General features: G+C 47.3%; 28 protein-coding genes, 1 pseudogene and 2 riboswitches. Of the genes and pseudogenes, 9 read left to right on the top strand and 20 right to left on the bottom strand.

Features of this window, described 5'->3' with window-relative positions:
* Positions 1-33: 33 nt before the first annotated feature.
* A complete protein-coding gene (gene ribE / locus M3202_RS06355; RefSeq protein WP_251195949.1) occupies positions 34-693 on the bottom strand; it encodes a riboflavin synthase in 660 nt (219 codons plus the stop codon).
* Positions 694-1776 carry a bifunctional diaminohydroxyphosphoribosylaminopyrimidine deaminase/5-amino-6-(5-phosphoribosylamino)uracil reductase RibD gene (ribD, locus tag M3202_RS06360; RefSeq protein ID WP_251222496.1) on the bottom strand — a complete coding sequence of 361 codons (1083 nt, stop codon included), beginning with the start codon at positions 1774-1776 and terminating at the stop codon, positions 694-696.
* Between the two features lie 228 nt (positions 1777-2004).
* A riboswitch (FMN riboswitch) is annotated at positions 2005-2160 on the bottom strand.
* 586 nt (positions 2161-2746) lie between these two features.
* Here ribD and M3202_RS06365 point away from each other — a divergent pair.
* Together M3202_RS06365 and M3202_RS06370 are read left to right on the top strand one after the other, a co-directional pair.
* On the top strand, positions 2747-3163 hold the full coding sequence (locus M3202_RS06365) for a VOC family protein (protein WP_251222497.1): 417 nt from the start codon (positions 2747-2749) through the stop codon (positions 3161-3163).
* Between the two features lie 193 nt (positions 3164-3356).
* Positions 3357-3476 carry a YjcZ family sporulation protein gene (locus M3202_RS06370; protein ID WP_251222498.1) on the top strand — a complete coding sequence of 40 codons (120 nt, stop codon included), beginning with the start codon at positions 3357-3359 and terminating at the stop codon, positions 3474-3476.
* A gap of 310 nt (positions 3477-3786) precedes the next feature.
* Here the strand turns inward: M3202_RS06370 and M3202_RS06375 are convergent, their stop codons facing one another.
* The 14 genes from M3202_RS06375 to M3202_RS06440 form a co-directional block, all read right to left on the bottom strand.
* On the bottom strand, positions 3787-3939 hold the full coding sequence (locus M3202_RS06375; RefSeq protein ID WP_251222499.1) for a YycC family protein: 153 nt from the start codon (positions 3937-3939) through the stop codon (positions 3787-3789).
* Entirely contained in the window at positions 3936-4442 is a 507-nt protein-coding gene (locus M3202_RS06380; RefSeq protein WP_251222500.1) for an SMI1/KNR4 family protein, read from the bottom strand. Before M3202_RS06380 ends, M3202_RS06375 begins: the two co-directional genes overlap by 4 nt.
* Before the next feature lie 55 nt (positions 4443-4497).
* Entirely contained in the window at positions 4498-5253 is a 756-nt protein-coding gene (locus tag M3202_RS06385) for a P-II family nitrogen regulator (protein ID WP_251222501.1), read from the bottom strand.
* Positions 5207-5953, bottom strand: a complete 747-nt coding sequence (locus tag M3202_RS06390) for a DUF1538 domain-containing protein (protein ID WP_251222502.1) — start codon at positions 5951-5953, stop codon at positions 5207-5209. Before M3202_RS06390 ends, M3202_RS06385 begins: the two co-directional genes overlap by 47 nt.
* Positions 5950-6642 carry a DUF1538 domain-containing protein gene (locus M3202_RS06395; protein WP_251222503.1) on the bottom strand — a complete coding sequence of 231 codons (693 nt, stop codon included), beginning with the start codon at positions 6640-6642 and terminating at the stop codon, positions 5950-5952. The genes M3202_RS06390 and M3202_RS06395 overlap by 4 nt, the downstream gene beginning before the upstream one ends.
* 150 nt (positions 6643-6792) lie before the next feature.
* A complete protein-coding gene (locus M3202_RS06400) occupies positions 6793-7563 on the bottom strand; it encodes a class I SAM-dependent methyltransferase (protein ID WP_251222504.1) in 771 nt (256 codons plus the stop codon).
* A gap of 177 nt (positions 7564-7740) precedes the next feature.
* A complete protein-coding gene (locus M3202_RS06405; RefSeq protein WP_251222505.1) occupies positions 7741-7929 on the bottom strand; it encodes an aldo/keto reductase in 189 nt (62 codons plus the stop codon).
* 48 nt (positions 7930-7977) lie between these two features.
* On the bottom strand, positions 7978-9081 hold the full coding sequence (locus M3202_RS06410; RefSeq protein ID WP_251222506.1) for a PQQ-dependent sugar dehydrogenase: 1104 nt from the start codon (positions 9079-9081) through the stop codon (positions 7978-7980).
* Between the two features lie 214 nt (positions 9082-9295).
* Positions 9296-10336 carry an ABC transporter substrate-binding protein gene (locus M3202_RS06415; RefSeq protein ID WP_251222507.1) on the bottom strand — a complete coding sequence of 347 codons (1041 nt, stop codon included), beginning with the start codon at positions 10334-10336 and terminating at the stop codon, positions 9296-9298.
* Positions 10337-10357: 21 nt separating this feature from the next.
* Entirely contained in the window at positions 10358-11629 is a 1272-nt protein-coding gene (locus tag M3202_RS06420; RefSeq protein WP_251222508.1) for an acetylornithine deacetylase, read from the bottom strand.
* A 97-nt stretch (positions 11630-11726) separates the two neighbouring features.
* Positions 11727-11832: riboswitch (TPP riboswitch) on the bottom strand.
* Between the two features lie 79 nt (positions 11833-11911).
* Positions 11912-12997 carry an FUSC family protein gene (locus tag M3202_RS06425; protein WP_251222509.1) on the bottom strand — a complete coding sequence of 362 codons (1086 nt, stop codon included), beginning with the start codon at positions 12995-12997 and terminating at the stop codon, positions 11912-11914.
* A 177-nt stretch (positions 12998-13174) separates the two neighbouring features.
* Positions 13175-14278: a mandelate racemase/muconate lactonizing enzyme family protein gene (locus M3202_RS06430; protein WP_251222510.1), complete on the bottom strand. Its 1104-nt coding sequence runs from the start codon at positions 14276-14278 to the stop codon at positions 13175-13177.
* A gap of 298 nt (positions 14279-14576) precedes the next feature.
* A complete protein-coding gene (locus M3202_RS06435) occupies positions 14577-15341 on the bottom strand; it encodes an SDR family NAD(P)-dependent oxidoreductase (protein ID WP_285890236.1) in 765 nt (254 codons plus the stop codon).
* 193 nt (positions 15342-15534) lie between these two features.
* Positions 15535-16530 carry an LLM class flavin-dependent oxidoreductase gene (locus tag M3202_RS06440; RefSeq protein WP_251222511.1) on the bottom strand — a complete coding sequence of 332 codons (996 nt, stop codon included), beginning with the start codon at positions 16528-16530 and terminating at the stop codon, positions 15535-15537.
* A gap of 134 nt (positions 16531-16664) precedes the next feature.
* On the opposite strand from M3202_RS06440, the gene M3202_RS06445 reads away from it, so the two are divergent.
* On the top strand, positions 16665-16805 hold the full coding sequence (locus M3202_RS06445) for a hypothetical protein (protein WP_251222512.1): 141 nt from the start codon (positions 16665-16667) through the stop codon (positions 16803-16805).
* A gap of 87 nt (positions 16806-16892) precedes the next feature.
* Here M3202_RS06445 and M3202_RS06450 read toward each other — a convergent pair whose 3' ends face one another.
* From M3202_RS06450 to M3202_RS06465, 4 genes are all read right to left on the bottom strand, one after another.
* Positions 16893-17096 carry a hypothetical protein gene (locus M3202_RS06450; protein WP_251222513.1) on the bottom strand — a complete coding sequence of 68 codons (204 nt, stop codon included), beginning with the start codon at positions 17094-17096 and terminating at the stop codon, positions 16893-16895.
* Between the two features lie 169 nt (positions 17097-17265).
* Positions 17266-17481: a hypothetical protein gene (locus M3202_RS06455; protein ID WP_251222514.1), complete on the bottom strand. Its 216-nt coding sequence runs from the start codon at positions 17479-17481 to the stop codon at positions 17266-17268.
* A complete protein-coding gene (ssuE, locus tag M3202_RS06460; protein WP_251222515.1) occupies positions 17482-18042 on the bottom strand; it encodes an NADPH-dependent FMN reductase in 561 nt (186 codons plus the stop codon).
* Between the two features lie 295 nt (positions 18043-18337).
* Entirely contained in the window at positions 18338-18613 is a 276-nt protein-coding gene (locus tag M3202_RS06465) for a DUF2325 domain-containing protein (RefSeq protein WP_251222516.1), read from the bottom strand.
* A gap of 372 nt (positions 18614-18985) precedes the next feature.
* Here M3202_RS06465 and M3202_RS06470 point away from each other — a divergent pair, with 372 nt between their 5' ends.
* From M3202_RS06470 to M3202_RS06495, 6 genes and pseudogenes are all read left to right on the top strand, one after another.
* Positions 18986-19153 carry a YezD family protein gene (locus M3202_RS06470; RefSeq protein ID WP_251222517.1) on the top strand — a complete coding sequence of 56 codons (168 nt, stop codon included), beginning with the start codon at positions 18986-18988 and terminating at the stop codon, positions 19151-19153.
* Positions 19154-19240: 87 nt separating this feature from the next.
* A pseudogene (locus M3202_RS06475) lies at positions 19241-19651 on the top strand (substrate-binding domain-containing protein); the annotation flags it as partial.
* 26 nt (positions 19652-19677) lie between these two features.
* Positions 19678-20226: a sulfate/molybdate ABC transporter ATP-binding protein gene (locus tag M3202_RS06480; RefSeq protein WP_251222518.1), complete on the top strand. Its 549-nt coding sequence runs from the start codon at positions 19678-19680 to the stop codon at positions 20224-20226.
* 184 nt (positions 20227-20410) lie between these two features.
* Positions 20411-21940, top strand: a complete 1530-nt coding sequence (locus M3202_RS06485; protein ID WP_251222519.1) for a flotillin family protein — start codon at positions 20411-20413, stop codon at positions 21938-21940.
* A gap of 217 nt (positions 21941-22157) precedes the next feature.
* Positions 22158-22397: a hypothetical protein gene (locus tag M3202_RS06490; protein WP_251222520.1), complete on the top strand. Its 240-nt coding sequence runs from the start codon at positions 22158-22160 to the stop codon at positions 22395-22397.
* A 257-nt stretch (positions 22398-22654) separates the two neighbouring features.
* The gene (locus tag M3202_RS06495; RefSeq protein ID WP_251222521.1) at positions 22655-23761 is read left to right on the top strand and encodes a metallophosphoesterase; all 1107 of its coding nucleotides are present in this window, start codon (positions 22655-22657) and stop codon (positions 23759-23761) included.
* The last annotated feature ends 13 nt before the right edge of the window (positions 23762-23774 follow it).

A 23774-nucleotide genomic window follows, 5' to 3' on the forward strand; every position in this document is an offset into this window, starting at 1 on the left:
TGTCGTTCCTGTCTGTTTTACTCCTTATATCTCTTATTTAAAGCCATGCTTTTCTAAAAAAGCTCCGCTTAACGACTCAGTCGACCGTTCCGCCGAGGCATCAAAACGCTTGCGGATAAATTGCTCAATATACTTGCCGACCATATCACATTCAATATTCACTTTGTCTCCAACCGTTTTTGCGCCAATAATCGTTTCTGTTAAAGTATGTGGAATAATCGAGATCGTAAAGCTGTGATCATCGACAGAAAAAATTGTCAGGCTTGTGCCATCCACAGCAACTGATCCTTTTTCAACCATATAATGGCGCAGCTCCGGCGATACGGCAATTTGATAATAAACAGCATTATGCTCCGGCTTCTTGGCGATAATCGTTCCGATTCCATCGACATGCCCTGAAACAAAATGGCCGCCAAAGCGCCCGCCGGCACTCATCGCCCGTTCGAGATTGACCTTTGCCCCTCTTCCTAATCCTTGCAGGCTCGTCGCCCGCACCGTCTCCGGCATGATGTCGACGGTGAAGCTTCCCGCGGTGAAGGAGGTTACCGTGAGGCAGACGCCGTTTACCGCGATGCTATCGCCAAGCTTAACATCGGCTAAAATCCGCTTTGCCGCCAGCTTCATCACCATCGCATCACCGCTTTGCCGCACGTCTTCTATCGTGCCGATTTCTTCAATGATTCCAGTAAACATTTACTCACCTTCCTTCACAGCTCTTATTTTTATATCGGGGCCAACTGTCGTGACCTCGACAATGTTCAATTCAGGCGCATCGGCTACTTCCGCAATGCCCTCTCCGCCGATCGCCGACGGAGCCGCTGAGCCGCCAAACACTTTTGGCGCCAAGTAGATGATCATCTGATCAATCGCCTTCTCGACGAGAAAGCTGCCATTGACCTCAGCCCCTCCCTCCACAAAAAGGGAGGTCACCCCTTCGCGCCCGAGAAGCGTCAGAAGATCCCGAATCGTCAATTCCTTCAACCGCATTACCTTTACACCTAATTGATGAAGCTCCGCTTCCTTCTGCGCCGAGGCTTCCTCCGTCGTAATCAGCCAGGTCGGCGCGAGCTGATCCTGAACAATTTTCGCTTCAAGCGGCGTCCGCAGCCGGCGGTCAAGCACGATCCGGATCGGATTTTTCCCGCCGTTTTCCAGCCTTGCCGTCAAGGAAGGATCGTCAGCCAACACGGTGTTCACACCGACTAAAATCGCATCATGCGTATGACGGTAGTAATGGGCGTCTGCACGCGCCTCGGCACTCGTGATCCATTTGCTTTTCCCGGCTACGGTCGCTGTTTTCCCATCAAGCGTCGTCGCTGATTTCAGCGTGACATAAGGCCGCCGATGCTTCATAAAATGAAAGAACACCCGATTAAGTTCATCGGCCTCCTTCTGACAAACGCCAAATTCTACCGCAATGCCCGCCTTCCGTAATTTTTCTAGCCCTCGTCCGGCTACTTCCGGATTAGGGTCCCCGGTGGCAATCACAGCCCGTTTTATGCCGCTTTTCACAATAAGGTCCGCACAAGGAGGTGTTTTCCCATAATGACTGCACGGCTCAAGCGTGACATAAATCGTCGCTCCCTTAGCCTTTTCCCCGGCCATCGTTAAGGCGTGCACTTCGGCATGCGCCTCGCCTGCCTTTAAGTGAGCCCCGAAGCCGACGATCGCTCCGTCTTTAACGACGACTGAGCCGACGACTGGATTCGGCGCCGTCTGGCCCGCGGTGCTTTCAGCCAGCTTCAGCGCCAGCTTCATATACTCGTAATCGTTCATCCTTTCTACCGCCTCCACTCATCTTCGGTTCATCTAGGGCTTATTATGTACAACAAAAAAACCGCCCTTGATCGATTTCAGGGCGGTTTTGAGATAACGAAATAAACGTACAATTGTCATAAATTGCCGTCATGTCATGTGCAGCAGCTAAAAAAAGACACACTTCTCCCGTGATCATAAGCTCTTATTTTAAAAAAGCTTACACGGCCTGCCTGTGGCAGCACACGTTCGTTCCTTCTCCCATCCAGACTTTCACTGTCGGTCCCGGAGTTTCACCAGGTCCACCGCATCCGAAATTCTCACAGATACGGGTCACGGACTAAGAGGCAGCTTCTGCGCCTCATCACCGCCGGTCGGGATTTTCACCCGGCCCCGAAGGATAAAATATAAGATTGTTTGGTTTCGTAAATTTTCTTAATTCACCTAAAACAAACCCTTTAAAATCAACTTTCCCATGCTGATAAAAACCTACCGAAAACCTATTAAAAAACCTTCCGGCATGTAGCCGTTGATTGAAGTTATATTATCACTTGAAAAATAAAAAAGCAAGGATTATACTCCTTGCTTCAGTCTGTCGACAGGCTTTTTATATAATATGGATGAGGAAGGAACCGTTGATTTCCGCTACAATCAACTAGGTTTTGACTTCATCATTTGAACTTGTAAAATCAGAAAGAAAGGCAGAGATGAACGATACATGGTCCCCAATAGTGATCCACTCGCTACCAGCATCATCTTTAATAGTTTCCCGCAAAATTAATCTCCCACATTTTTTCTTGTATTAAATCTATTTCGCTTTTGAATATTGAATTCCATTAAAATATCTCCTGTCGCTTTTTGATCGAAATGCACATTAATTGATTAACATTCCAAACAGGTTCTCAAAAATAGCAATCGAGAAGAAATCCAAAAGCATTTTATTTGATTTACTAGAAATAGTACTTAATCAAAACCTAAGGAGGAATAATCAATGACCTTAAAACTTACCCCTTATTTAACTATGAAAGGAAACGCCAGAGAGGCTGTTCATTTTTACGAAAAGTCATTTGATGCTGAAATCCTCGAATTTATTACTTACGGAGAAATGCCAGAAATGCCCAATACGTTCACTGATGATCTGAAAAATTATGTGGCACACGCAAAGTTGAAAGTTGGAGAAACTGAACTCATGATTTCTGACGCTCCTAGCAATTCCCCTGTGCCGGTTGGTAAACAAATGACAATTTGCATTACAACAAACGACGTGGATAAATCAAAACGAATTTTTGATGCCTTACAACAAGATGGTCAGGTCAATATGCCGTTTGAAGAAACTGAATTTAGCCCAGCTTTTGGTGATGTAACAGACAAATTCGGTATTACCTTTCAAATTTATACTGAAAGCTAATACTATATAGAGAGAGATTAAAGTTGCTGCGAATGTTGGAGCAACTTTTCTTGTTGCGCATTATCACTCTGTAATGAACGTGGCCGTGTTGTGTAATAAAAAATGTGTTTTTGTCAAGTATAGTTCGTCCAGCCATATTTACATGAATCAGCATAATGTATACTGACCTTGAAAATAAGGTGGTGAAAATTTCATGAGCGAATATGGGTACCAAGATTATGGGCACAAAAAAGATAACAATTTTGTGTTAATCGTTGTCCTGTTTATTTTATTGATTATTGTTGGTGCAAACTTCATGAAGCGCGATTACTAAAATCATTGTTAGCACGAGAGTTGTTAAAGCTCTTGTGCTTTTCTTCTTTTCTTGTACAGTTTCACACTATATTCGACTAACGTTTGTTATTCATTTCTCCAGGAGTAACGATTAAAAGGAGATTAAAATCAGGGAATAAACAAACTGGAAAAGTATCTTTCAACTAACAAATATCCCATGAAGTCTTTATTTTCTTTAGTTTTACTCCCTTTTCCTACCAAAGTCCATACCAAACTCACTTACAGGAACAAACAAAAAAGCCTGAACCTTTATATCTCAAGGTGTCCAGGCTCTTATCATCTATAGTATGTTAATCCTGCTGCTCTTTATCTTTCTCCTTCTCCAGCTCGGCCAGCTTGGCCAGTAAAATGTGCTGGGGCATGTGCATAATCTGCTCAAGTGGAACATGTAAAGATTTTGCCAGCTTTTGCGCCGTTTCTGCTGAAATTTGCAATGGTCTCATTCGGCTGTCCCTCCTTTCTTTTCCTCTTTTAATGGCGAGCGCCGAAACAGCTTGGCGGTGAACTCCTCAAAATTCGGGGCAAGCCGGTATTCCTTCCATTGAGCTGAGACGAGATCTCCCTCATTTGTAAGATAAATCACTTCCGGCTCTGTTTGTTGCCGGTAATCGAGCGCGAGCCAGGAATCAAAATCTCCCGTTAGCAGGACGAGTCCTGCCGGCAGCCCGAATTGTTCGAGGAATAGCGGCGACATCCCGACTCCGCTCGCTGTGTCCATTTCGTACAAATATGGAATAATCGCTGCCTCCCCATCCTCAAACAATACATAGCGATAAGCCAGCTCGCCGCCATTTTGCTCAAGCATATAGCGGAGGTAGGCTTTTGGCAGGGATACTCCAAGGAGCTGTTCAACCTCGGTGATCCGCTGATCCGTCAATGGAACGCCCGGTTTATATTCAGATGGGACCTTCCAAAACGACCCCCCCTGATAAAAATCTAAGCTCATCTAAACGCTCCTTTCTTACTCTTCCTTTAGTATAGCGGAAAAGGCAAGAACTGCGCTATTCTTTCTCCCGATTTGTCTGCTCTTCTTGCCGGATCTCCTCAATGAGATGATTGATGCCAATCACCCGTTCCACATCGAGAATGAAGGCGATCCCTTTGCCGGATTGATTGAGTTCAACCCCCGTTTCAATTGCTTCAGCAACGTGCTTCGTTAGCTGATGGTGAATTAATGTCAGCACAATTTCCTTTTCTGGCTCAATTTGAATGTTGAACAGCTTTGCCTTCTCGTGAATGCCGGAGCCCCGTCCGGACAGCACCGTCGCTCCTTCGGCCCCGGCTGCCAGCGAGGCGTCAACCACTTTGCTGGCATCGCCGCGGTTTACAATTGTCACTATCAGGTCAAATTTTTTTGCTGGATCTGACATTATTTGCTCCTCCTCGTCTCGTTTCTCAACCTTACTCCCCGGCGCAAGAGTGACAATACCCAATACGTTTTCCAAATTGATGACCATGCCAATTCCTTTTCCGGACTGATTCAATTGGACTTTCTCCGTCACAGAGTTAGCAATTTTCTTCATCACCTGGCCTGGAGCAATCGTTAAGACGACTTCTTTTTCATAACTTAGCGGAATCCCGAGAAAGCTTTTTTTCTCATGAATGCCACTTCCCTTCGCTAATAAAACGGTCGCTCCTCGTGCGCCCGCCTCTTTAGCAGCACGTACAACGAGCTTCGCCTCACTTTTTTTGACGATTGTTAATAATAATTTATGAGCCTGACTCGGCTTCATCTTTATCCCTGCCTTTCCGTTCATAAAGTATTCCTAATAACAGCACTGACAAAATAGGCGCTAATGCGACCAGCGCGATCATACCGAAGCCGTCCATTAACGGATCTCTGCCTTCAATGACGGAAGCGACCCCGACGGCAATCGCCAAAATAAAAGTGACCGTCATCGGACCGGTAGCGACGCCGCCTGAATCAAAGGCGATTGCAATAAACGTTTTTGATACGAGCAGCATCAGAATCAGCACAAGCCCATAACCTGGAATGAGGTAATACCATAATGAAAAACCGAGAAGAATGCGCAGCATCGCTAAAGCAATCGATACACCAACGCCAATTGACAATGTATAAAGCATCACTTTCTCTGAAATGTAACCGCCTGAAACCTGTTCTACCTGCTCGTTCATAATCCGAACCGCAGGCTCTGCAAAAGTCGCGACAAAACCAAGGACAAAGCCGATGGGAATAAGCACCCAGTTAAAGGGAAGCTCACCAAGCTTCTCTCCCATTACCTCTCCCGCCGGAAAAAAGCCGACATGCACACCCTGCAGAAAGAGCGACAATCCGAGAAAGGAAAGCATCATCCCGATTAAAATATGCAAGATCCGCTTTTTTTCCAGCTTCAGAAAAAATACCTGAAACACAACAAAAAAGATTAACAGCGGCAATAACGCAAATGTCACCTCAAGCAGCACCTCATGAAACCCTTCGAAAATGGTGACGCTCATCCATAAATCACCCCTAACACAAGAACAGCCAATATCGGTCCAATCGAGGCCAGCGCCACGAGTCCAAAGCTATCGCTCGAAGAACTTTTCCCACGTAATACCGAGGCAACACCTACCCCGAGTGCTAAAATAAACGGGACGGTCATCGGCCCTGTTGTCACCCCACCTGCATCAAAGGAAATAGGAACAAAATCGCTCGCAGTAAATGCAGACAGTATAAAAACCGCCGCATATCCGCCAAACAGGAGCCACTTTAGCTCAATCCCGAAAATGATCCGCAGCATCGCCAGAGCGACAAAAATCGCCACGCCGAGCGCAACAGCATAGATTAGGACCATTTGCGAAATATTACCGCTGGACACATCCTCAATCTGACTGGAGAGCACCCGGACATCCGGCTCGGCTACCGTAACAACGAAGCCGAGAATAAAACCGACTAGGACAATCAGCCACACTTTATTTGTTTTTGGCAAAGTTGAGCCAATCATCTCGCCAATCGGCAGCAGACCGATATGTACGCCGATTAAAAACAAAAACAAACCAGTGCTGACAAGGACAACGCCGACTAGAAACTGAAGAAAGACATCCAGCGGCAGACCGATTAACGTAAACTGCAGCAGAATGATCACGGCGGTTATCGGAATTATCGCCAACACCACTTCTTTAAACGTATCCTTTATATCTTGCATCGTTTTCCCCCTCCCGGCCTTTTTAGCCTTTTCTCTCTTCATTCCCATTGGGCAGCCTGTTTGAAACAAATTCATATTCAAACCATGACAAAAAGAAGAGGCGCCCGAAAGCCTGAGCTTCTGAAACACCTCTTCTGCCTAGCAGTCTTATCATTGTTTTTCGGCCATAAGCATCATTTCATCAATCGTCACCGCGTGAATGTTTCCGCCTTCCTGCTTCACTTGATAATAGGACTTGCACGCGGGATCAGCAGTTTCAATATAGCGAGTGACTTCTTTTACCTGCTCTATGTTTTCCGTCGTTCTTTTCACCCAAACAGGATAGTCATACGTTTTCTTCTTCAGCTCTTTGCGCGTAACAGCGAGCTGCGCGCTGTCAATCAAGCTGCCCCATTCCTTGACAGACAAGCAGCGGACATGGCTATTGTCCCGTTTTTTTTCGAATGTGTTCATGAAGGTTGCCAATTGGTCATCTTCCGGGACAACATTGTCAATAAGCAGAAAGCGACCGCCCGGCTTCAGCACGCGAGCCGCCTCTCTCACAAAGGCTTCCGGATCCGGGAAATGGTGCGGAGCGATGCGGCATGTAACAATGTCAAAGCTCCGTTCCAAAAACGGCAACGCTTCGGCATCGGCCAACACGTAGAAAATATTCCCAATCTCCTGTAAATGCTGCCTCGTATTGGCGAGCATCGCCTCTGTCAAATCAGTGGCGACAACCTGCTTCACTGTCGTCGCCAGCTTTTTCGCCACATGACCGCCACCTGTTGCAATATCCAATGCGATCGCCGTGCCGTCTGGCTTGAGCCAATCGAGCAGCTGCTCAAGATCACTGCTTTGGGCGTGTGACTGGCTTTTTACATATTCATTCGCATTTCGGCTGAATTGTTGCTTCACCAGTCTTTTTGCTTCTTCACTCATCGTTACCACCCTTTCTTCGTAACAAGCCGTTTGCTATCATATATATGTAAATAACCTGAAAAACAGTAAGAACGGGATGAAGACCGGCGAGATTCCCCTGTTTACCGCGCGATTTTTTTCAAGAAAACGCTGCGAATACTCACTCGGCACCCGGCTGACTTCATCGAGCTTCTGCCACTATTCATGGGTGAGCCGCCAGCCGATACTGCCGATATTTTCTTCAACCTGTTCATGGCTTGTCGCCCCGAAAATAGGTGATGTGATCGCTTCCTTTTGCAACCGGCAGTTGAGCGCAACCTGGACCGGCGTTTTATCGACCTCTTCCGCTACATCGCAAACCGCTCTCGCCTTTTCCTTCCAGTACATTCCTTTCTAGCATAGTTGATTTTTCTTACTAGTGCATCTATTTTCTCTCTATAGCTGCTCAAGGTCGACCTTCATGACATAATCATCAGCATCTTGCGGGTTGCCTCTTCCATCACGATTATTCGTCATAAAATAGAGCGACTGCCCGTCAACAAAGAGATCACGAATTCTCCCATAGCCTTCAAGCCATGTCGTAAACTCGGCCGTCTCCAGGTTGAGCGCGTAAATTCCTTCCCCGCGGAGTCCGGCTACATACAGGACATCTCCGGCAATAGCCACTCCCGAAGGAGCCCATGTGTCTTCGCCGGAATGAATTAGAGGAGCGCTCAAGCCTTCTTCCGTCTCATCACCTCTGACGATCGGCCAGCCGTAATTGGCGCCCGGTTCGATCAGGTTGATTTCATCATGCGCGTTTGAGCCGTGCTCGCTGCTGTAAAGCGTCCCGGCTCCATCCCAGGCCAGCCCTTGCGGATTGCGATGACCATAGGAATAGACGTAGGAATCTTCCCAAGGATTGTCTTCAGGAACCGTTCCATCAAGCTCAAGTCGGAGAATCGTTCCCGCCATCGCCTCGCGTTCCTGCGCCAGCTCCTCTATCCCGGCATCCCCTGTTGTCGCGTACAGCTTTTCATCCGGTCCAAGCGCCAGCCGACCGCCATTGTGAATAGTTCCGCCTGGAATCCCGGCAAGCAGCTCTTCTTCCTCTATCCACTGTCCATCCTCTGACTGGCTGATGACCGCAATTCGATTCAAGATTTCATTATCTTCCTCATACGTATGATAAACAAAAGCACGGCCATCCTCGGCATAATCCGGCGACAGCACAAAGCCAAGCAGACCACCTTCTCCTTCTGCCAGCACTTCATGCTCAAGCACGACATCCGCTCTTTCTTCTTGTCCCTCTTCAATCGTAACAATGCTTCCATTACGCTCGGTTACAAAGATCGTCTCTCCTGATTTTGCAATCGCCCACGGCACCTCCAGCTGCTCGGCGATCACTTCAACCGGCTCACCCTCTTCTACCTGCTCAGTCTCCCCGCCATTTGCTTCAGCCGCGTCCTCTTGCATCGGTTCGCTGCCACTTTCCTCAGGTCCGGTGCTTGAACACGCCACGCTTACGGCAATCAGCACCATTATTAACAAATATTTCATCCAAAACACCTCCATTAACGCTTATTCACCGCCAACAGGCTTGTTAAACGTCTTTTACGGGTTTATCGCAACAAGGCACCGGACTGTTCCCTCTCCGTAAGCAACATCGGATTGCCCTCTTAGAAAAAAAGCGCCCGAAAGGCTGTTCCTAAAAGGTTCATCTCCCTTTTGAAACAGCCCCGGCGCTTGTCCATGGTCCGTTAAACTCCCGGCATCACTCTTCTGCCAGATTTACATAGATATCAGCAAGCTCTGGAGCCTGTTCAATCAACTCATAATCGAGCATCCAGTCAATCGTTTCCTGCCATGCGGCTTCGTCCTGGCTGCCGAAGCCTGAGTCAGAGGCCATTTTCGGTAAAAGAATGTCGAGGCTTTCCTGCTCGACTTCCTCAATTAAAGGAAAATTCGCTTCATCCTGTTCTGCGAAGAGAATCGCTAACGCTTCCTCCGGCTGCTCGGTCATATATTGATACCCTTTTGTTGCGGCGCGCCAGAAAGCAGCAATATCCGCCTCACGCTCCTGCCAAGTCTGATCGTTCGTGACGACGACAAGCTCATAATAGCTTGGCACTCCGTAGTCGACCGGATTAAAATAGCGGGTTTCATAGCCATTATGCCGCAGCACCGGCACTTCATGATTGATGTACGCCCCAAGCACGGCATCCACCTGGCCGCTTACAATCGATGACCCTAATTCAAATCCGACATCAATCATTTGCACATCATCAGGATTTCCACCATCGTGCTGGACAATTGTTTTTAAAATCGACTCATTCAACGGAATGCCCGGATAGCCAACCTGCTTTCCTTCTAAATCCTTCGGTGATTGAATGCTGCTATCCTCCAAAAAGACAGCATGGTTAAGCGGCGAGCGGACAATCGCCGCCACAGCCTTGACCGGAACGTCCTGCGTTGCGCGGGCGACAACAACATCCGGCTGGTAGGTGATGCCAAGCGTCATTTGCCCGGCAGCGGCTAAATTGATCGGATCGGTCGGGTTCGTTGGAAAATGAATCTCCACATCAAGTCCTTCCTCCTCAAAGAATCCCTGATCCTGGGCGACATAGAGGAAGCTGTGCACCGCATTCGGGTACCAGTCAAGCATAATATCAATTTTGGCCAGCTCAGCTTCCTGCCCGGCTTCCGGACTTTGCCCTTCTGCCGCCTCTTCAGTTGGCGCCTGCTCCTCTCCTCCGCACGCTGCCAGCAACATCATACTTGCTGTCATCAAACTCGCTATGATCCATTTTTTCATCGTTTTCTCTCCACTCCTTGTCTACTTCTTCTCGTGCGTCCATTGATAGATAAATTGCAATAAAACCTTCGTGTAGTCGACGAGCTGCTCCACCGCGACGCTTTCGTTAACAGCGTGCGCATTCATCAAATCTCCCGGCCCATAAATAACAGTCGGAATTCCCGCCTCACCAAGCCAGCCGCCATCGGTCACTGTCGGGCTGACATCGATTTCCGCTTCACGGCCAATAACCGTTTGATGCGACGCCGCGAGCAACCGGACGCCCGGGTCAGCCGGATCAATTTCAAGCGAAGGGAAAATTTCGCCACGATCTTCGATCATTGAGCTGCCGCCCCACGAAAAAGTCGGCGGATTGTCGCGCAGCCAGACATCGCCGCTTGCGACCTTTACCAGATGCTCTTCAATCTCACGCGCCACCTCTTCATGCGTTTCATCTGGATAGAAATGCACCGTAATCCAGAGCCGGCATTCATCGGCAATAAAAGCGGCATGCCGGCCCCCTTCGATCACAGCCGGATTAATCGTATTTGCGCCTGGCGCGAAGCCGGGATAGCTTTTCGTAATCGCCCAATGGCGCTCCAGCTCCTGTAAACCGCTAATGAGCTTCATCATCTTCTCAATTGCACTCGCGGCAACAACCTGGCCGCCGGCATGAATCATTTGCCGTCGCGTCGCATCATGGTAGGTCTTTTCACTTTTCACCGTAATCCATCCGGTAATCACGCCGCCCTGCCCTTGAATATGGAGGTCGCTCGTGTCGACAACAACCGCAAAATCCGCCGTGCTGCCTCGCTTACAGCATTCCAGTGTCCCGGCCTCGCCAACCTCTTCACCGATCACCGACTGAAAAATCAAGTCGCCCGGCAAGGCGATTCCAGCCTGATCAAGCAACGAGACGGCAAACAACGCCCCGGCCAGACCGCCCTTCATATCTGCCGCACCCCGGCCATATAACCGTCCGTTGCGTACAAATGGCCTGAACGGATCAAGCTCCCATTTTTCATCCGGGCTGATTTCGGCGACATCAATATGACCGTTCACAATTAAGCTCTTATGCGCCTCCGCTTCTGTTCCTTTTCGAATGCCGATGACATTTGGATCGCCTGGATAGACGTCCCACATCTCAATCGAAAAGCCGTGTTCTTCCAAAAAACGGGCAACAAAAGCCTGCGCCTCTTTCGTATTCCGCGCCGGTGGTGCAGGCGTTTCAAAGGAAATGAGCGTTTTGGCCAGCTCAATCAGTTCCTCCCGCCGCTCCTCTACTTTCGAAAGCAATTCAGCGATCGTCGTCACATCATTCCCTCCTCTCTTATTTAGACAAAACAAAAAACCACCCCTGACAAGAGAAGTGGTTCACGTCTATCACAAACAGATCAATTCTGTCCAAAGAACTCGTTCCACACTTCTTCCCTCCGCTAGTACGAACTAGATCAGGTTATAAGGGTTAAGACAGCCGTCTCTCTCAGCTTTTAACAAAAGCACCCCTAGTAGTGATGATCAATATAATTATTTTGTCTACAAGTAGTTGTACCACACCGCAATAAAAAAGGCAATCAGAAAATTCCAACAGCTCGGCTAGCTGTCCTCAGCTGAAAACGCCTGTAGCTCTTCTCTGTTTCGTTTCTCTGCTTTGCGCGCCATCCGCTCCAGCTCTTCCAAGACATCATGAATCGAGAGAATCACATACAGCAAAATCGTCTCCGCAGAAAAATGATGATGAAAAGCCTTTGCCAAAGGGACGGCCGCTTCATGTTTTGAATACCAAAAATGCTGATCAAGCTGCTCGATCAGCTCATAATGCTCTGCAGGAATATAGTGATTCTTCGTCCGCAAAATAGCGGCGGTTGAGTCGATCGTCTGCAGCAAAAGCTGCTTTTTCTCCGGCGAAAAAGCCAGATTGCCAAGCGGAAGGGAGAGGACATTTGCCAGATGAAACTGAATTTGCTGGAGATGTTCCAGCTTGCGATATTCATGAAAAAAAATTCGCAGCTCCCCTGTTTTATAACGATGAAATTTCCATTCTTCGCGTTGATACTGGCATAGCTGAAATGATTTGCCCAATTGGCTTGTTAGCTGACGGTGCATCTTCTGACTGTCTTTTGATGAACTTCGCTGCTTGTCAATCACTTCTTTACAGCGCAGCTCGAAAAGCTTAGCTGTTTCATCAAACAGTTTGTCATTGCGTACTTTAATTTCTGTAATATAATTCGCCGGCAGAATGAGAAAATTAACGAGCGTCGACACCGTCAACCCAATCGTCGTCGTCCCCGCCCGCTCAAAAAAGGCAAGCAAGTAATGATCCTGAGTAATCGGAATCATTGCGATCGCTGTTACAGTCGCAATCAACGTACCGGCCTGCAGCCTTAATTTATGGCAAACAAAAATCGTGCTGACCGTTGCCAACGTATAGGTAACCGGGCTATAGCCGAAAAAATAGACAAAGGTCATCGCCAGGCTCGCCCCGATCAGAGCTGCCGGAAGCCGAACGATTCCTTTTTTTATCGAAGCCGACACCGTCGGCTCAATGGTGACAATCGCAATGATGACGGCAAAAACAGCCGACAGTCCGAAAAGCTGGCACAGGCTCGCGGCGGCAAACACCGCGATTCCGGTTTTGATCAACCTTCCACCAATAAACTTAAATCGTCTTAGTTGCTTCATAACTGATCACTGTCTTTCTTGATGACATCACAATTGAGTCAGTCAGAGACTCCGTTTCTATTGTAAATCAATTCAAACTATTTGCAAGCAGGCTCTTGCTTCAAATAAGCCCAAATTGAAGCTGAATCTTCCAAGCTGTGAAAGCAAGCCGAGCGTTTCAACGTTTCAGCGATGCAATTAAAAAGTTCGGCGGTAATCCTTTAAAAGCTCCCAGTTAAATTCCACCCCTGTTCCAGCGATGTCAGGTGCAACGGCCCGACCGTCCTTCATCACGAGTGGCCTTGTTGTATACTGGTCAATCGGGAAGCTGTGGACCTCCATATAGGAAGCGTGCGGAATCGCTGCCATTAAGCTGACATGCAGCTCCTGCATCCCATGGGTACAGACGGGCAAATTATGAGCATAGGCGAGATTGGCCACCTTCAACCAGCCTGTAATTCCGCCAATATTCGACGCATCCGGCTGCGGAAAATCAATCTTCCCTCTCGCGATCATATTCTGAAACTCATAAACGGTATGAAGATTTTCACCGGCGGCGATGGCGAGCTCTCCTTCGCGGGAAATTCGTTTATAGCCTTCATAATCATCCGGAATCGTTGGTTCTTCCAGCCAGAGCAGGTTATACTTAGCAAGCTCTTTTGTCGCTTTTATCGCTTTCTCAACGGACCATTTCATATTCGCATCAACCATAAAATCAATGTTCGGTCCGATTAATTCCCGGACAGCCGCCACCCTGTCGATGTCCTCGGCCAATGTCGGTTGCCCCAATTTTATTTTCACCGCCGTAAAGCCCTGGCTTAAGTAGCTTTTTATATTTTCTAACAGCCGCTCCTTTGTGAAATTCAGGTCGATCGCCCCGGCGTAGCAATTGGTGCTGTCGGAATGTCCCCCCAACAGCTTATAGAGCGGCATGCCTGCCCGCTTTGCCCGGATGTCCCACAGCGCGATATCAACTGCGGAAATCGCGAATGAGGCAATTCCGCCCCGGCCGACGTAATGAATATGCCAGTTCATTTCTTCCCATATTTTCTCGACACAGCTTGCGTCCCGACCGATAAGAAATGGACGTAAATCATGCTCAATCATCGCGCAGATCGCCCGTCCGCCAACGCCACCTGTATATGTATAACCGACACCTTCGTATCCGTCCTCAAGCTTAATTTTGACGACCGGAAGCTCGAAATGAGTATGAATTCCGTGCGTCGCATCGCCAAGCGGCTCCGCTAATGGCACTTGATAATATTCTGTGATCACATCGACAATTTTCGTGAAGTATGTCACCGCTATCCCCTCGATTCTTTTCTTTCATTGTATATGGACGGTTTTCCAGCGTCAATTTCATTTTGATTACGCTTTCATAAATCACCCTTCTGTTTCTTGCATCTTTTTGTCGAGTGCCCGTTACTATGATGCTATGGAGAAAGCGTCCCCTCCGGAACCGGATGCCGTTATTCGGTCATTTTTATTAATAAGACGAACGAGATTCCACACTTAATTGACAGTTTAAAAGTGTAAAAAGCCTGTGACAAAAAGGTTGATTTCCCCCTTTTATCACAGGCTTGAACGAAAAGCATTTGATTTAATCCATTAATTGTCCGCCGTTCACTTCAACCATCTCTCCCAGCACATAAGAGCTTAATGGTGACACAAGATAAAGCGCGGCATCGGCGACCTCCAACGGGTCTCCTTCTCTGCCAAGCGGGATCACTTTTCTGAAATTCTCACGCGCTTCGGCACTTGTAAAGCGGTCATGGAATGGTGTTGTAATGACACCAGGCGCGATGCCGTTTACTAAAATGCCATCATCGCACAGCTCCTTCGCCAGCCCTTTTGTAAATGTACTGACAGCGCCCTTCGCCGTCGCATACATTACAGCACCGCCTCCACCGCCATTGCGAGCGGCAACGGAAGATACATTGACAATACGCCCGTACTGTTTCTCTTTCATTAGCGGAATCACGTATTTTGTGACAAGGAAAACGCTCTTCACATTAACATTGATGATCCGCTCCCACAGCTCCGTTGACATCTCGGCTACCGGACAGCGTTCAATCAGCGACCCGGCATTATTGATCAAAATATCAATCCCGCCACATTCAGCGCCAATCTTTGCAATCATCTCCTTTACCTGTGCTTCATCCGTTACATCGCATTGATAGGCGGTCGCCGTGCCTCCTTTTCCGTTGATGTCAGCGACAACCGCCTCCGCCGCTTCCTTACTGCTGTTATAGTTGACGATAACCTTTGCTCCCGCTTCCGCTAAACGCAGGGCAATCGCTTTGCCAATTCCCGTCCCTGCTCCCGTAACAAGCGCAACCTGATTTTCAAGATTAATTGTGATCATTTTTTTCAGCTCCTTTTATGTATGAACCTCCCTCACTCCCAACCTAAGAAAGCGCTATCATTTTTGCGAAAAATAGATTGGAAATGATTCCTAATTATAAATTCATCCTCGTCGTTCGTCAATGAAGATGTGGCAATTTTCGCATTTCTTCAGACGTGCCAAAAGGTCCCGCTTCCTTTTGGCACGTCACCCACTATATTTTTAACGCTTCGGCAATTAGCTGATAGGACTTCAGCCGATCCTCGAGCCTGTAAGTAATCGTATTGATCATCACTTCCTCAGTTTCGTAAAGCTCCGTCAGTCCATACAGCCTGTCTCTTACCTCAAGTGGATTGCCAATAATCATTTTTTCTTTCATCTGCGCTATTCTTGCCCTGTCCTCTGCAGAATAGGGGTAGCAGCTGACCTGTGAAGGCGAGGGAATGGCTTCACTCCTGCCTTTTTCCTGCAAAAGGCGCCACAACAGCTGGCTTTCGGCCATCTCCTCTGCCGCGGCGGTCGTTTCGGCACAGACAACAGCGACCGCCACCAGCGTATGTGCTTCCGCCCGCTGATTGATTCGGTTTTGCTCCTTGCGGTACGTTGCCAGCAAGGCCCTGCCGTCCTTATCGCTCATGAAATGGCCAAACGCATAGCTCATCCCCATTTCTGCCGCGAGACAAGCGCTTTTTTCACTCGTTCCAAGCAGCCAAAGCTGGGGCGGAACCGCCGGGACAGGGGCAGCGTCGAGATTTCTGTAAAGATGATCGTCCGGGAATGTTTTCCGCAAAAAATGAAGCAGCTCTTCCAGCTTATCCGGCAGCTTGCGCACCTGCTCTAAATAATTTCCGGACAAAGCAATAGCGGCCTCCGCTGCCCCTCCTGGCGCTCTTCCAATGCCGAGATCAATCCGATCAGGGTATAAGGTCGCAAGCAAATGAAATGTTTCAGCCACTTTATATGGTCGGTAATGCGGCAGCAGAATCGCGCCGGCGCCAAGACGAATGCGGCGTGTATGGGCGCCGATCGCGCTCAACATGATTTCGGGCGCGGGACACGCTAGCCCAGGAAAATCATGGTGTTCGGCGATCCAATAGCGCGTATAGCCAAGCGCTTCACCATGCTGCGCTAATCTAATCGCATCGTCTAACGCTTCCTTCGCCGTTTCCCCCGCCCTCATTGGTGCTTGATCAAGAATACTGACTTTCACGTTCGTCCACTCCTTTTCAAGAACAGCATACCACTCGCCTGCCCGTAATGCTACTGACTGCGTCTGTTATGACCATATGTAAGCGGATATTCTCTGCTCTTCCTGCCATACTAGTGAAAAAAGGAGGGTATACAATGGAAAAGCGCAGAAAAACAACGATAGCCGGTACAGACATCGAGGAAGTGAAACGCCTCAATGCCCGTTCCGGCTTGACCTACAATGAAGCCAAACTAGTACTGGCCCAGTCTTATCGCGAAAAGACGAGAACGAAATAACGGCAAAAGCCTTTTATGGACAAGCCAGACTTTAGGTTTGTGGGCAACGTCCTTTTTTCCTTTGCGCACAAACCTTTTTACTGGCGACTACTCCTTTGAAAAGCTGTTTGCATCGATCAGTAAATACGTTGAAAAGCGCTTATCAAGTCCTGGATGATCGAGCTCCTTTTTGACCAGATAAAGTCCTTCATACACATGCTTCACACCAAGAGAATAAAATAACGGTCTTAGACTGTGCTCGATCACAATAAACTGGGCAAGGCTTCCGCCGATGACAAGCGGGATAACCACCTTTCCTTCCAATGAAAAGGAAAGAACTAGTTAACATGGAGTAGCAATGGCTACACTCGCCACAAGCCCGTTGAACCCACTCACAACGGGCTTTAAAAGATCGTGGCGGTTCCGCTCATTGCTTAGGGGCTGGGAAAAAGTGAAAAAACAACCTTTTGCCCCAGCCCCTTCACCTCCGATACGTCTCTTCCGGCTCTGAAATCATGACAACCATAATCGAAGCTTCTTTTAAAGCGCTGCTTTTCTCTTCCTCGACAAAAGCCGGCTTCATGACTAATTCGTCGATTTTGAGCGCTGATTTAAAAGCTTCTTTCATAATCGTCTGTAGTCGGTCAAGATGCTTCCCTTCCAACCTCCTCCCGGCAACGACCGCTTTTTTTTTCATTTATCCCTCCAGTGCTTTTCCGCCAGCCAGCCGCAGTTGAATCTCGTGTTTGAGACGGTCAAGTGCCCGGACAAGACGATCTTCCGTCGCCTGATCAAACTCCACTTTACCGGCTTGCCCCCAGCTGATCCCACTGTCAACAAGATAGGCCCCAGAAAGAACCACATCAGCGCCAAGCACGGTTAAAACCGGCTTAAAGCTGTATTCGATTGTCAGCAAATGGGCGACTGATCCACCGAGCACAAGAGGGAAAACAATTTTGTTTTCGAAAGCTTTTTGCGGCAGCAAATCGAGATAGGTTTTCAGTACACCTGTAAAGGACGCCTTATAAACCTGACTGGAAACAATAATGACGTCTGCTTCCTCTACCTTTTTATTTGCTGCTAAAATCGCCTCGCTTTGGAACTTGGCAAAAATTAAGTCCTCCGGCGGCAAATCAATAACAGACAGTACCTCTACCTCGAAATCCTCCGACTGCAAATAGTCGCCGGCATATTGAAGTACCCCGTTTAATCTTGATTGACTCGTCGGGCTTCCTGAAATCAACAGAACCTTTGTCATGATGTAACACTCCTTTACTTCGAATGAATAAGCTGAATCGATTGCCTCTTCAGTCGGACAATCTTTTATCTTCGTCTGTGATCTTACCAATAAAAGCAGGAACCAGTCCAGCGATCCTTCCTGAACGACTAATCGGTATTCCTGACTAAAGTTTACCCGTTCCGGTCAAAATCCTTTCTTCCCTTTCTCAAACTAAAATTAGTTGTTTAATCGTAATTATAACTTCATGTTACAGAAATGCTGCCACTCATGCCAAATATCTTCGCATGTGCCGTTTTGACGTTTGCCAACCGTTTCACGCTTTTAATGACTGTTCAATATAAGCCCAGGAACGTTTTGCAAAATAAACAGGAATCTTTTGATTTGCGGCCTGCTTCTTTATTGAATACAGCATATTGTGATTTACATAATCGGTTAGAATCAAGATGGAGTTTGTCTCATATGGAATTTGCTTTTTGACCATTTTCGTTTTCCTGCCGGAAATATGATTGACCTTTGTATATCCGAACGCCCTTAGTTTTTCTGGAATCACCCCTAAACGGTCTCCGCCGACGATAAGGATAGAAGACATATCAATTCCCCCCTCCTTCAAATTTTCATGATGGCCATAAAGTAAAGAAAGGCCCTCACCTTCCTTTTCAGAAGATAAGAGCCTCTAGAGGTCTAGTCGGACTACATGTTTTCAATTGCTTATTCATATTTTACCATCATAAATATAAGTTTTCAAGTGTGTTTAATTGGTTTTTTACAAAAACTAAGTTGACATATAAATCTTATCGTCATACTATACTATTAATCTAAAAAGTAACATGATCTTGTTGATCGGTCGACCGAAAACAAGATCAAGGAAAAGGAGGAGATCGTCAAACAGACTGGTATTGCGTCTTTCCAATAGGAAAGTTAAACGTCCACCCATTCCATTCCAATAAGGGAGGTATTCGGCATGAGCTATCTTGAAGCTGAAAAGTTGGAAAAAATCAAAAATGCCCTGGAAAGAATTAAATTTGGTTCCGTTCTGCTTACGATCCACGATGGTCAATTAACGCAAATTGATGCTACCGAAAAAGTCCGCTTCCCGCAAAAGAAAAGCAGTCAACCAAAGAAATATTGAAGTCTATCGGACAACCGAAGACTTCTCATTCACCACGTAAGGTGAGATGGGAAGTTTTTTTTATTGCCAATAGAAGGAGTGAGAAGAATGACGAAAAAAAGAACAGCCGTCAAGCACATCACAGCGGCGGCGGTCGTCCTGTTTGTATTAAGCGCCTGCGGTGGAAACACATCTACTACTGATCAGGCAGAGGAGCCTTCCGAACGCGGAGGCCCGATTGAATTGCTGAATGTTTCCTATGACCCGACGCGTGAACTGTATCAGGATTTCAACAAAGAATTTGCCTCTTTTTGGGAAGAAGAGACCGGAGAAACCGTCACCTTCCAGCAATCTCACGGAGGCTCCGGCAGTCAGGCCAGGTCGATTGTTGACGGGCTTGAAGCCGATGTCGCCACGCTGGCGCTCGCCTATGACATCGACATGCTTCATGAAACACGGCAGCTGATTCCGGCAGATTGGCAGCAACGCTTACCGGATAACTCGACACCTTATACGTCGCATTGGACGCCAAAGTAAGAAAGGATTTGCGCAGATGGCTGCGAAACCTTCATAATGAGTTTCCGATCACGAGTGTTTTCGTCACCCATGATCAGGAGGAAGCACTCGATGTAGCCGACCGGATCGTCGTGATGCACCAAGGGAAAATCGAGCAAGTCGGTACGCCGGAGGAAGTTTATGAGCAGCCGAGAAGTCCTTTCGTTTATGATTTTTTAGGAAATGTCAATGTATTTAAAGGACGGCTCCAGCAAGGGGTCATTCATCTCGACAAGCATCAAATTGCCGCCCCGGCATACTCCGGCAGCGATGACACAGAAGCCGTTGCTTACGCCCGCCCGCATCATATGGACATTACGCGCGAAAAAAGCGGGCACGCGATTCCTGCCACCGTCCATCATATTCACGCCGTCGGACCGCTCGTATTCATCGAATTAAAATGGAAAAACAATACGGAGCTGCTGCAAATTGAATTATCGAAAGAGCGGTTTGAAGAGCTTCGCCTGACGTTAAACGAACAGGTTTATGTCTCCCCCAACCATGTCACGGTTTTCCTCCCTGAGGAATTTTCAATTTGATCCCCACTCCATGAGACTGGGTAAAAGGTAAAAAAACAACCTTTGATCCCGGTCCCTTTTTTCTCCACTTTTAGACGAAATCCTCTAAAAATATCTATATTTTGAAACATTCTTCCCTTTCGCCCGTATAAATAGGTGAGCAAGAAAATAATCTTGCTACACCACTACATAGGAGCGTGAAAAGATGACATCGATTATTTGGTTTATCGTACTTGGGGTTTTATTTTTCTTACTATTAATTGGCAGCGCGATCGGCTTCTTTATTTTTAAAAGAAGATACCGGACGGCAAGCTCGAATGAAGCCTTAATTATTACCGGTCCTAATTTAGGAAATCCCGAAGACGATCAGCGGATTTTCAATGATGAAAACGGAAGAAGCTTAAAAATTATTCGCGGGGGCGGCGTTCGCCTCAAGTTCTTTCAAACATGCACTCCCGTCGATCTTAATTCCTTTCAAATTAAATTGACAACGCCAAAAGTGTACACAGTTCAGGGGGTTCCGGTAATCGCTGACGCCGTCACCTCAGTCAAAATTTCCGATTCCTTAATTGGAATTGCCAACTATGCCGAACAATTTCTTGGTAAAAAGCAGTCAGAAATTGAAGAAGAAGTATCCAAAGTACTCGGCACCAACCTGCGGGCGATTTTATCAAAGCTGACTGTCGAGGAAATCAATAATGACCGCGAATCCTTTAATCACCAGGTCCAAGATATCGCTCAAAAAGAATTGGATAATATGGGCTTCAAAATTACGTCATTCGGTTTGGATGATTTACGGGATGCCGACGAGGAAAATGGCTATTTAGATAATCTCGGGCGTCCACGTATCGCCGAAATTCGCAAAAAAGCGGAAATGGCAGAATCCGACGCTGAGAAGGAAACGAGAATGTATCGTGCGCGAAATGATCAGGAAGCGCAGGATGAAGAAAATATCCGCTTAAGTGCAATTGCCGAATCGCGCAAGGAAAAAGATATTAAAGAAGCGCAGATCAAAGAAGAAACGGAACGGGCCCGCGCCAAATCAGAACAGGCCTACGAGCTCGAGAAAGCACGTCTCGCCCAACAGGTGAAGGAAGAAGAAATGAAAATCCAATATATTGAGCGCCAACGCCAGGTTGAGCTTGAACTGGAGGAGCAAAAGCGCCGAAAAGCCCAGGCTGACGCCGATGCTTATGATATTAAAGCTCGCTCGGAAGCAGAGGCAGAGAAATACCGGATTGACGGGGAAGCAAAAGCAGCCGTTGAACGCGAAAAAGGACTTGCCGAAGCTTCCGTCATCCGCGAACGGGGAACGGCTGAGGCAGAAGCGAAACGGCAAATGGCTGAGGCGATGGAGAAATACGGAGAAGCCGCTGTTCTTGAAATGTTTATCAATATGCTTCCGAAATACGCCCACGAAATTGCCCAGCCGCTTTCCAAAATCGAGCAAATGAAAGTGATTGATATGGGAGGCGCCGATTCAGCGGGCGGAGCTTCGAAAATTACAAACAATGTCACGAGAACGATGCTCGGCCTCCAGGAAAGCCTGAAGGAAAGTACCGGGATGGATTTAAAAGCGATGCTGGAAAGCTATGTTTCACGAGGCAAAGCCAATCACTTTGGCCAAATGCAGGAAACCGCTTCAACAGCAGAACAGGCGGAGCCTGAACAAAATCCGGAACCATCTCCTCTCCAGGAAACAAGTGAAGAGGACGAACAGCAAGAGGAGAAGTAAGCCGCCTGAAAAAAGCGGAATCTAGTCTGCCCATCATAGCAAACGTGAGCAGGGAAGCAGTTTCCCTGCTCACTTAGTGCTGCCCGGAAGCGTCTCTTCACTTATGAACCTTTCTTCGCTTCCTGAAGCAACCCGTTTTTTCACTACATACCCCCGTATTAACACCCTCCCCCTCACATGCTATAATAGAACAAAAAGAATAGAGAGGAGCACTACTATGGAAAGCATGGAGTTAATTTTAAAAGAACTACAAACCTTAAACGAGCGGGTGCAAAAGCTAGAACAAAATATGGCTACCAAAGACGATATTCATCAATTAAATAATAAGCTCGATGCCATTACGACCCAAGTTACCCTTCATCTTAACCAAGATAGAACCTTGAACGATCTTTCCCAAAAAGTAAATGACCATGAAATGGATATCCGCTTACTGAAACGAATGATAGCAACGAATTAATTTTTTTCAAAGTAACATGCCCGACTCTCAAAGCCTCTTCGTTTTTTTCTTCTGCCATCCGTTTCTTCAACCGAATTCACCCGACGCTGCTTCTTCAATTTCATCTTCATAAAACGTCCTTTCGATTTTCTTATTTAATTCAGCCCTGTCTAGCTATCTGGCAAAACATTGTTCAGGTGATAGAAATAGAATTTCACTATTATTCATGATACGATGTCGAATAGAAAGATAAAGACAGGAATGGAGACGGAGATTGAATGAAACGAAGGGCGCTTGTATCGCTATTATTGTTTTTACTTGTCTATAGTGGCTTAGTCATTTATATCGGCTGGAACGGCTGGATTTGGCTGCAATCCGTTTTTCAGCTTGAAAACGGTCTCGTTTACACAGCGGCCGTCACCCTCGCCGCATACTCTTATTTTATTAGCCGGATAAGCTCGCTTTCTCTTTTTAGAATCATCGGCGCGTACTGGCTTGGTATTTTTCAATATGCGCTTTTGCTCATCCCTCTGGCCAATCTCGCTTATGCGATTCTTTCCTTGTTTCCGGTTGATCAACAGATGCTGCTCTTTTGGATTGGGTTGATTGTCATTATAGCCGTGGCCACGATTATCGTCTATGGCTCCTTTCAGGCATACAGCCCTGTGATCCGCCCCTATCAGCTACACATCGCCAAAAAAGCGGACAATCACAAAAACCTTCGGATCGCGGTCGCTTCTGATATGCATTTTGGAACATTATCAGGAAAAGCTCACGCCCGGCGGCTCGCCGCTTTCATTAATAAGATCAAACCAGACCTTATTTTATTACCGGGCGACATCGTTGATGACGATCCCGATGTTTTCAAAAAGAAAAAAATGGGCGAGGAAATGAGCCGGCTCAAAGCCCCTCTCGGCGTTTATGCCGTATTAGGCAATCATGAATACTACGGTAAAAAAATCCCGGAGTTTATCGAAGAAATGGCAGAAAGCGGCGTAACCGTCCTGCTCGATGAAACAGTGGAGGTTGACGGCAGCTTTTACCTGATTGGCCGCAAAGATCGAACCGATCACACGCGGGCTTCTGTAGCGGAGCTGGCCCAATCACTCGACAAGGCAAAGCCTGTGCTAATGCTCGACCATCAGCCATATGAATTGGAAAAAGCCGAAAAAGCAGGTGTCGACCTACTGCTTTCCGGTCATACCCATCGCGGCCAGCTTGCCCCGAACCACCTGTTTACAAAAAGGCTCTTTGAGATTGATTGGGGATACCACCGGAGAAATACCCTCCAGACGATTGTCTCATCCGGCTTCGGCTTTTGGGGGCCGCCCCTTCGAATCGGCAGCCGTTCGGAAATCGTGCAAATTGATTTGACGTTTGAGTAATCACAAAAAAAGT

Origin of the sequence: Halalkalibacter oceani (assembly GCF_023715605.1) — a bacterium.
GTDB classification, from domain to species: domain Bacteria; phylum Bacillota; class Bacilli; order Bacillales; family Bacillaceae_D; genus Halalkalibacter; species Halalkalibacter oceani.

Coding starts and splice junctions, on each gene's coding strand:
- ribE (WP_251195949.1), bottom strand. CDS start 693: ATGTTTACTGGAATCATTGAAGAAATCGGCACGATAGAAGACGTGCGG.
- ribD (WP_251222496.1), bottom strand. CDS start 1,776: ATGAACGATTACGAGTATATGAAGCTGGCGCTGAAGCTGGCTGAAAGC.
- M3202_RS06365 (WP_251222497.1), top strand. CDS start 2,747: ATGACCTTAAAACTTACCCCTTATTTAACTATGAAAGGAAACGCCAGA.
- M3202_RS06370 (WP_251222498.1), top strand. CDS start 3,357: ATGAGCGAATATGGGTACCAAGATTATGGGCACAAAAAAGATAACAAT.
- M3202_RS06375 (WP_251222499.1), bottom strand. CDS start 3,939: ATGAGACCATTGCAAATTTCAGCAGAAACGGCGCAAAAGCTGGCAAAA.
- M3202_RS06380 (WP_251222500.1), bottom strand. CDS start 4,442: ATGAGCTTAGATTTTTATCAGGGGGGGTCGTTTTGGAAGGTCCCATCT.
- M3202_RS06385 (WP_251222501.1), bottom strand. CDS start 5,253: ATGAACGGAAAGGCAGGGATAAAGATGAAGCCGAGTCAGGCTCATAAA.
- M3202_RS06390 (WP_251222502.1), bottom strand. CDS start 5,953: ATGAGCGTCACCATTTTCGAAGGGTTTCATGAGGTGCTGCTTGAGGTG.
- M3202_RS06395 (WP_251222503.1), bottom strand. CDS start 6,642: ATGCAAGATATAAAGGATACGTTTAAAGAAGTGGTGTTGGCGATAATT.
- M3202_RS06400 (WP_251222504.1), bottom strand. CDS start 7,563: ATGAGTGAAGAAGCAAAAAGACTGGTGAAGCAACAATTCAGCCGAAAT.
- M3202_RS06405 (WP_251222505.1), bottom strand. CDS start 7,929: ATGTACTGGAAGGAAAAGGCGAGAGCGGTTTGCGATGTAGCGGAAGAG.
- M3202_RS06410 (WP_251222506.1), bottom strand. CDS start 9,081: ATGAAATATTTGTTAATAATGGTGCTGATTGCCGTAAGCGTGGCGTGT.
- M3202_RS06415 (WP_251222507.1), bottom strand. CDS start 10,336: ATGAAAAAATGGATCATAGCGAGTTTGATGACAGCAAGTATGATGTTG.
- M3202_RS06425 (WP_251222509.1), bottom strand. CDS start 12,997: ATGAAGCAACTAAGACGATTTAAGTTTATTGGTGGAAGGTTGATCAAA.
- M3202_RS06435 (WP_285890236.1), bottom strand. CDS start 15,341: ATGATCACAATTAATCTTGAAAATCAGGTTGCGCTTGTTACGGGAGCA.
- M3202_RS06445 (WP_251222512.1), top strand. CDS start 16,665: ATGGAAAAGCGCAGAAAAACAACGATAGCCGGTACAGACATCGAGGAA.
- M3202_RS06455 (WP_251222514.1), bottom strand. CDS start 17,481: ATGAAAAAAAAAGCGGTCGTTGCCGGGAGGAGGTTGGAAGGGAAGCAT.
- ssuE (WP_251222515.1), bottom strand. CDS start 18,042: ATGACAAAGGTTCTGTTGATTTCAGGAAGCCCGACGAGTCAATCAAGA.
- M3202_RS06465 (WP_251222516.1), bottom strand. CDS start 18,613: ATGTCTTCTATCCTTATCGTCGGCGGAGACCGTTTAGGGGTGATTCCA.
- M3202_RS06470 (WP_251222517.1), top strand. CDS start 18,986: ATGAGCTATCTTGAAGCTGAAAAGTTGGAAAAAATCAAAAATGCCCTG.
- M3202_RS06485 (WP_251222519.1), top strand. CDS start 20,411: ATGACATCGATTATTTGGTTTATCGTACTTGGGGTTTTATTTTTCTTA.
- M3202_RS06490 (WP_251222520.1), top strand. CDS start 22,158: ATGGAAAGCATGGAGTTAATTTTAAAAGAACTACAAACCTTAAACGAG.
- M3202_RS06495 (WP_251222521.1), top strand. CDS start 22,655: ATGAAACGAAGGGCGCTTGTATCGCTATTATTGTTTTTACTTGTCTAT.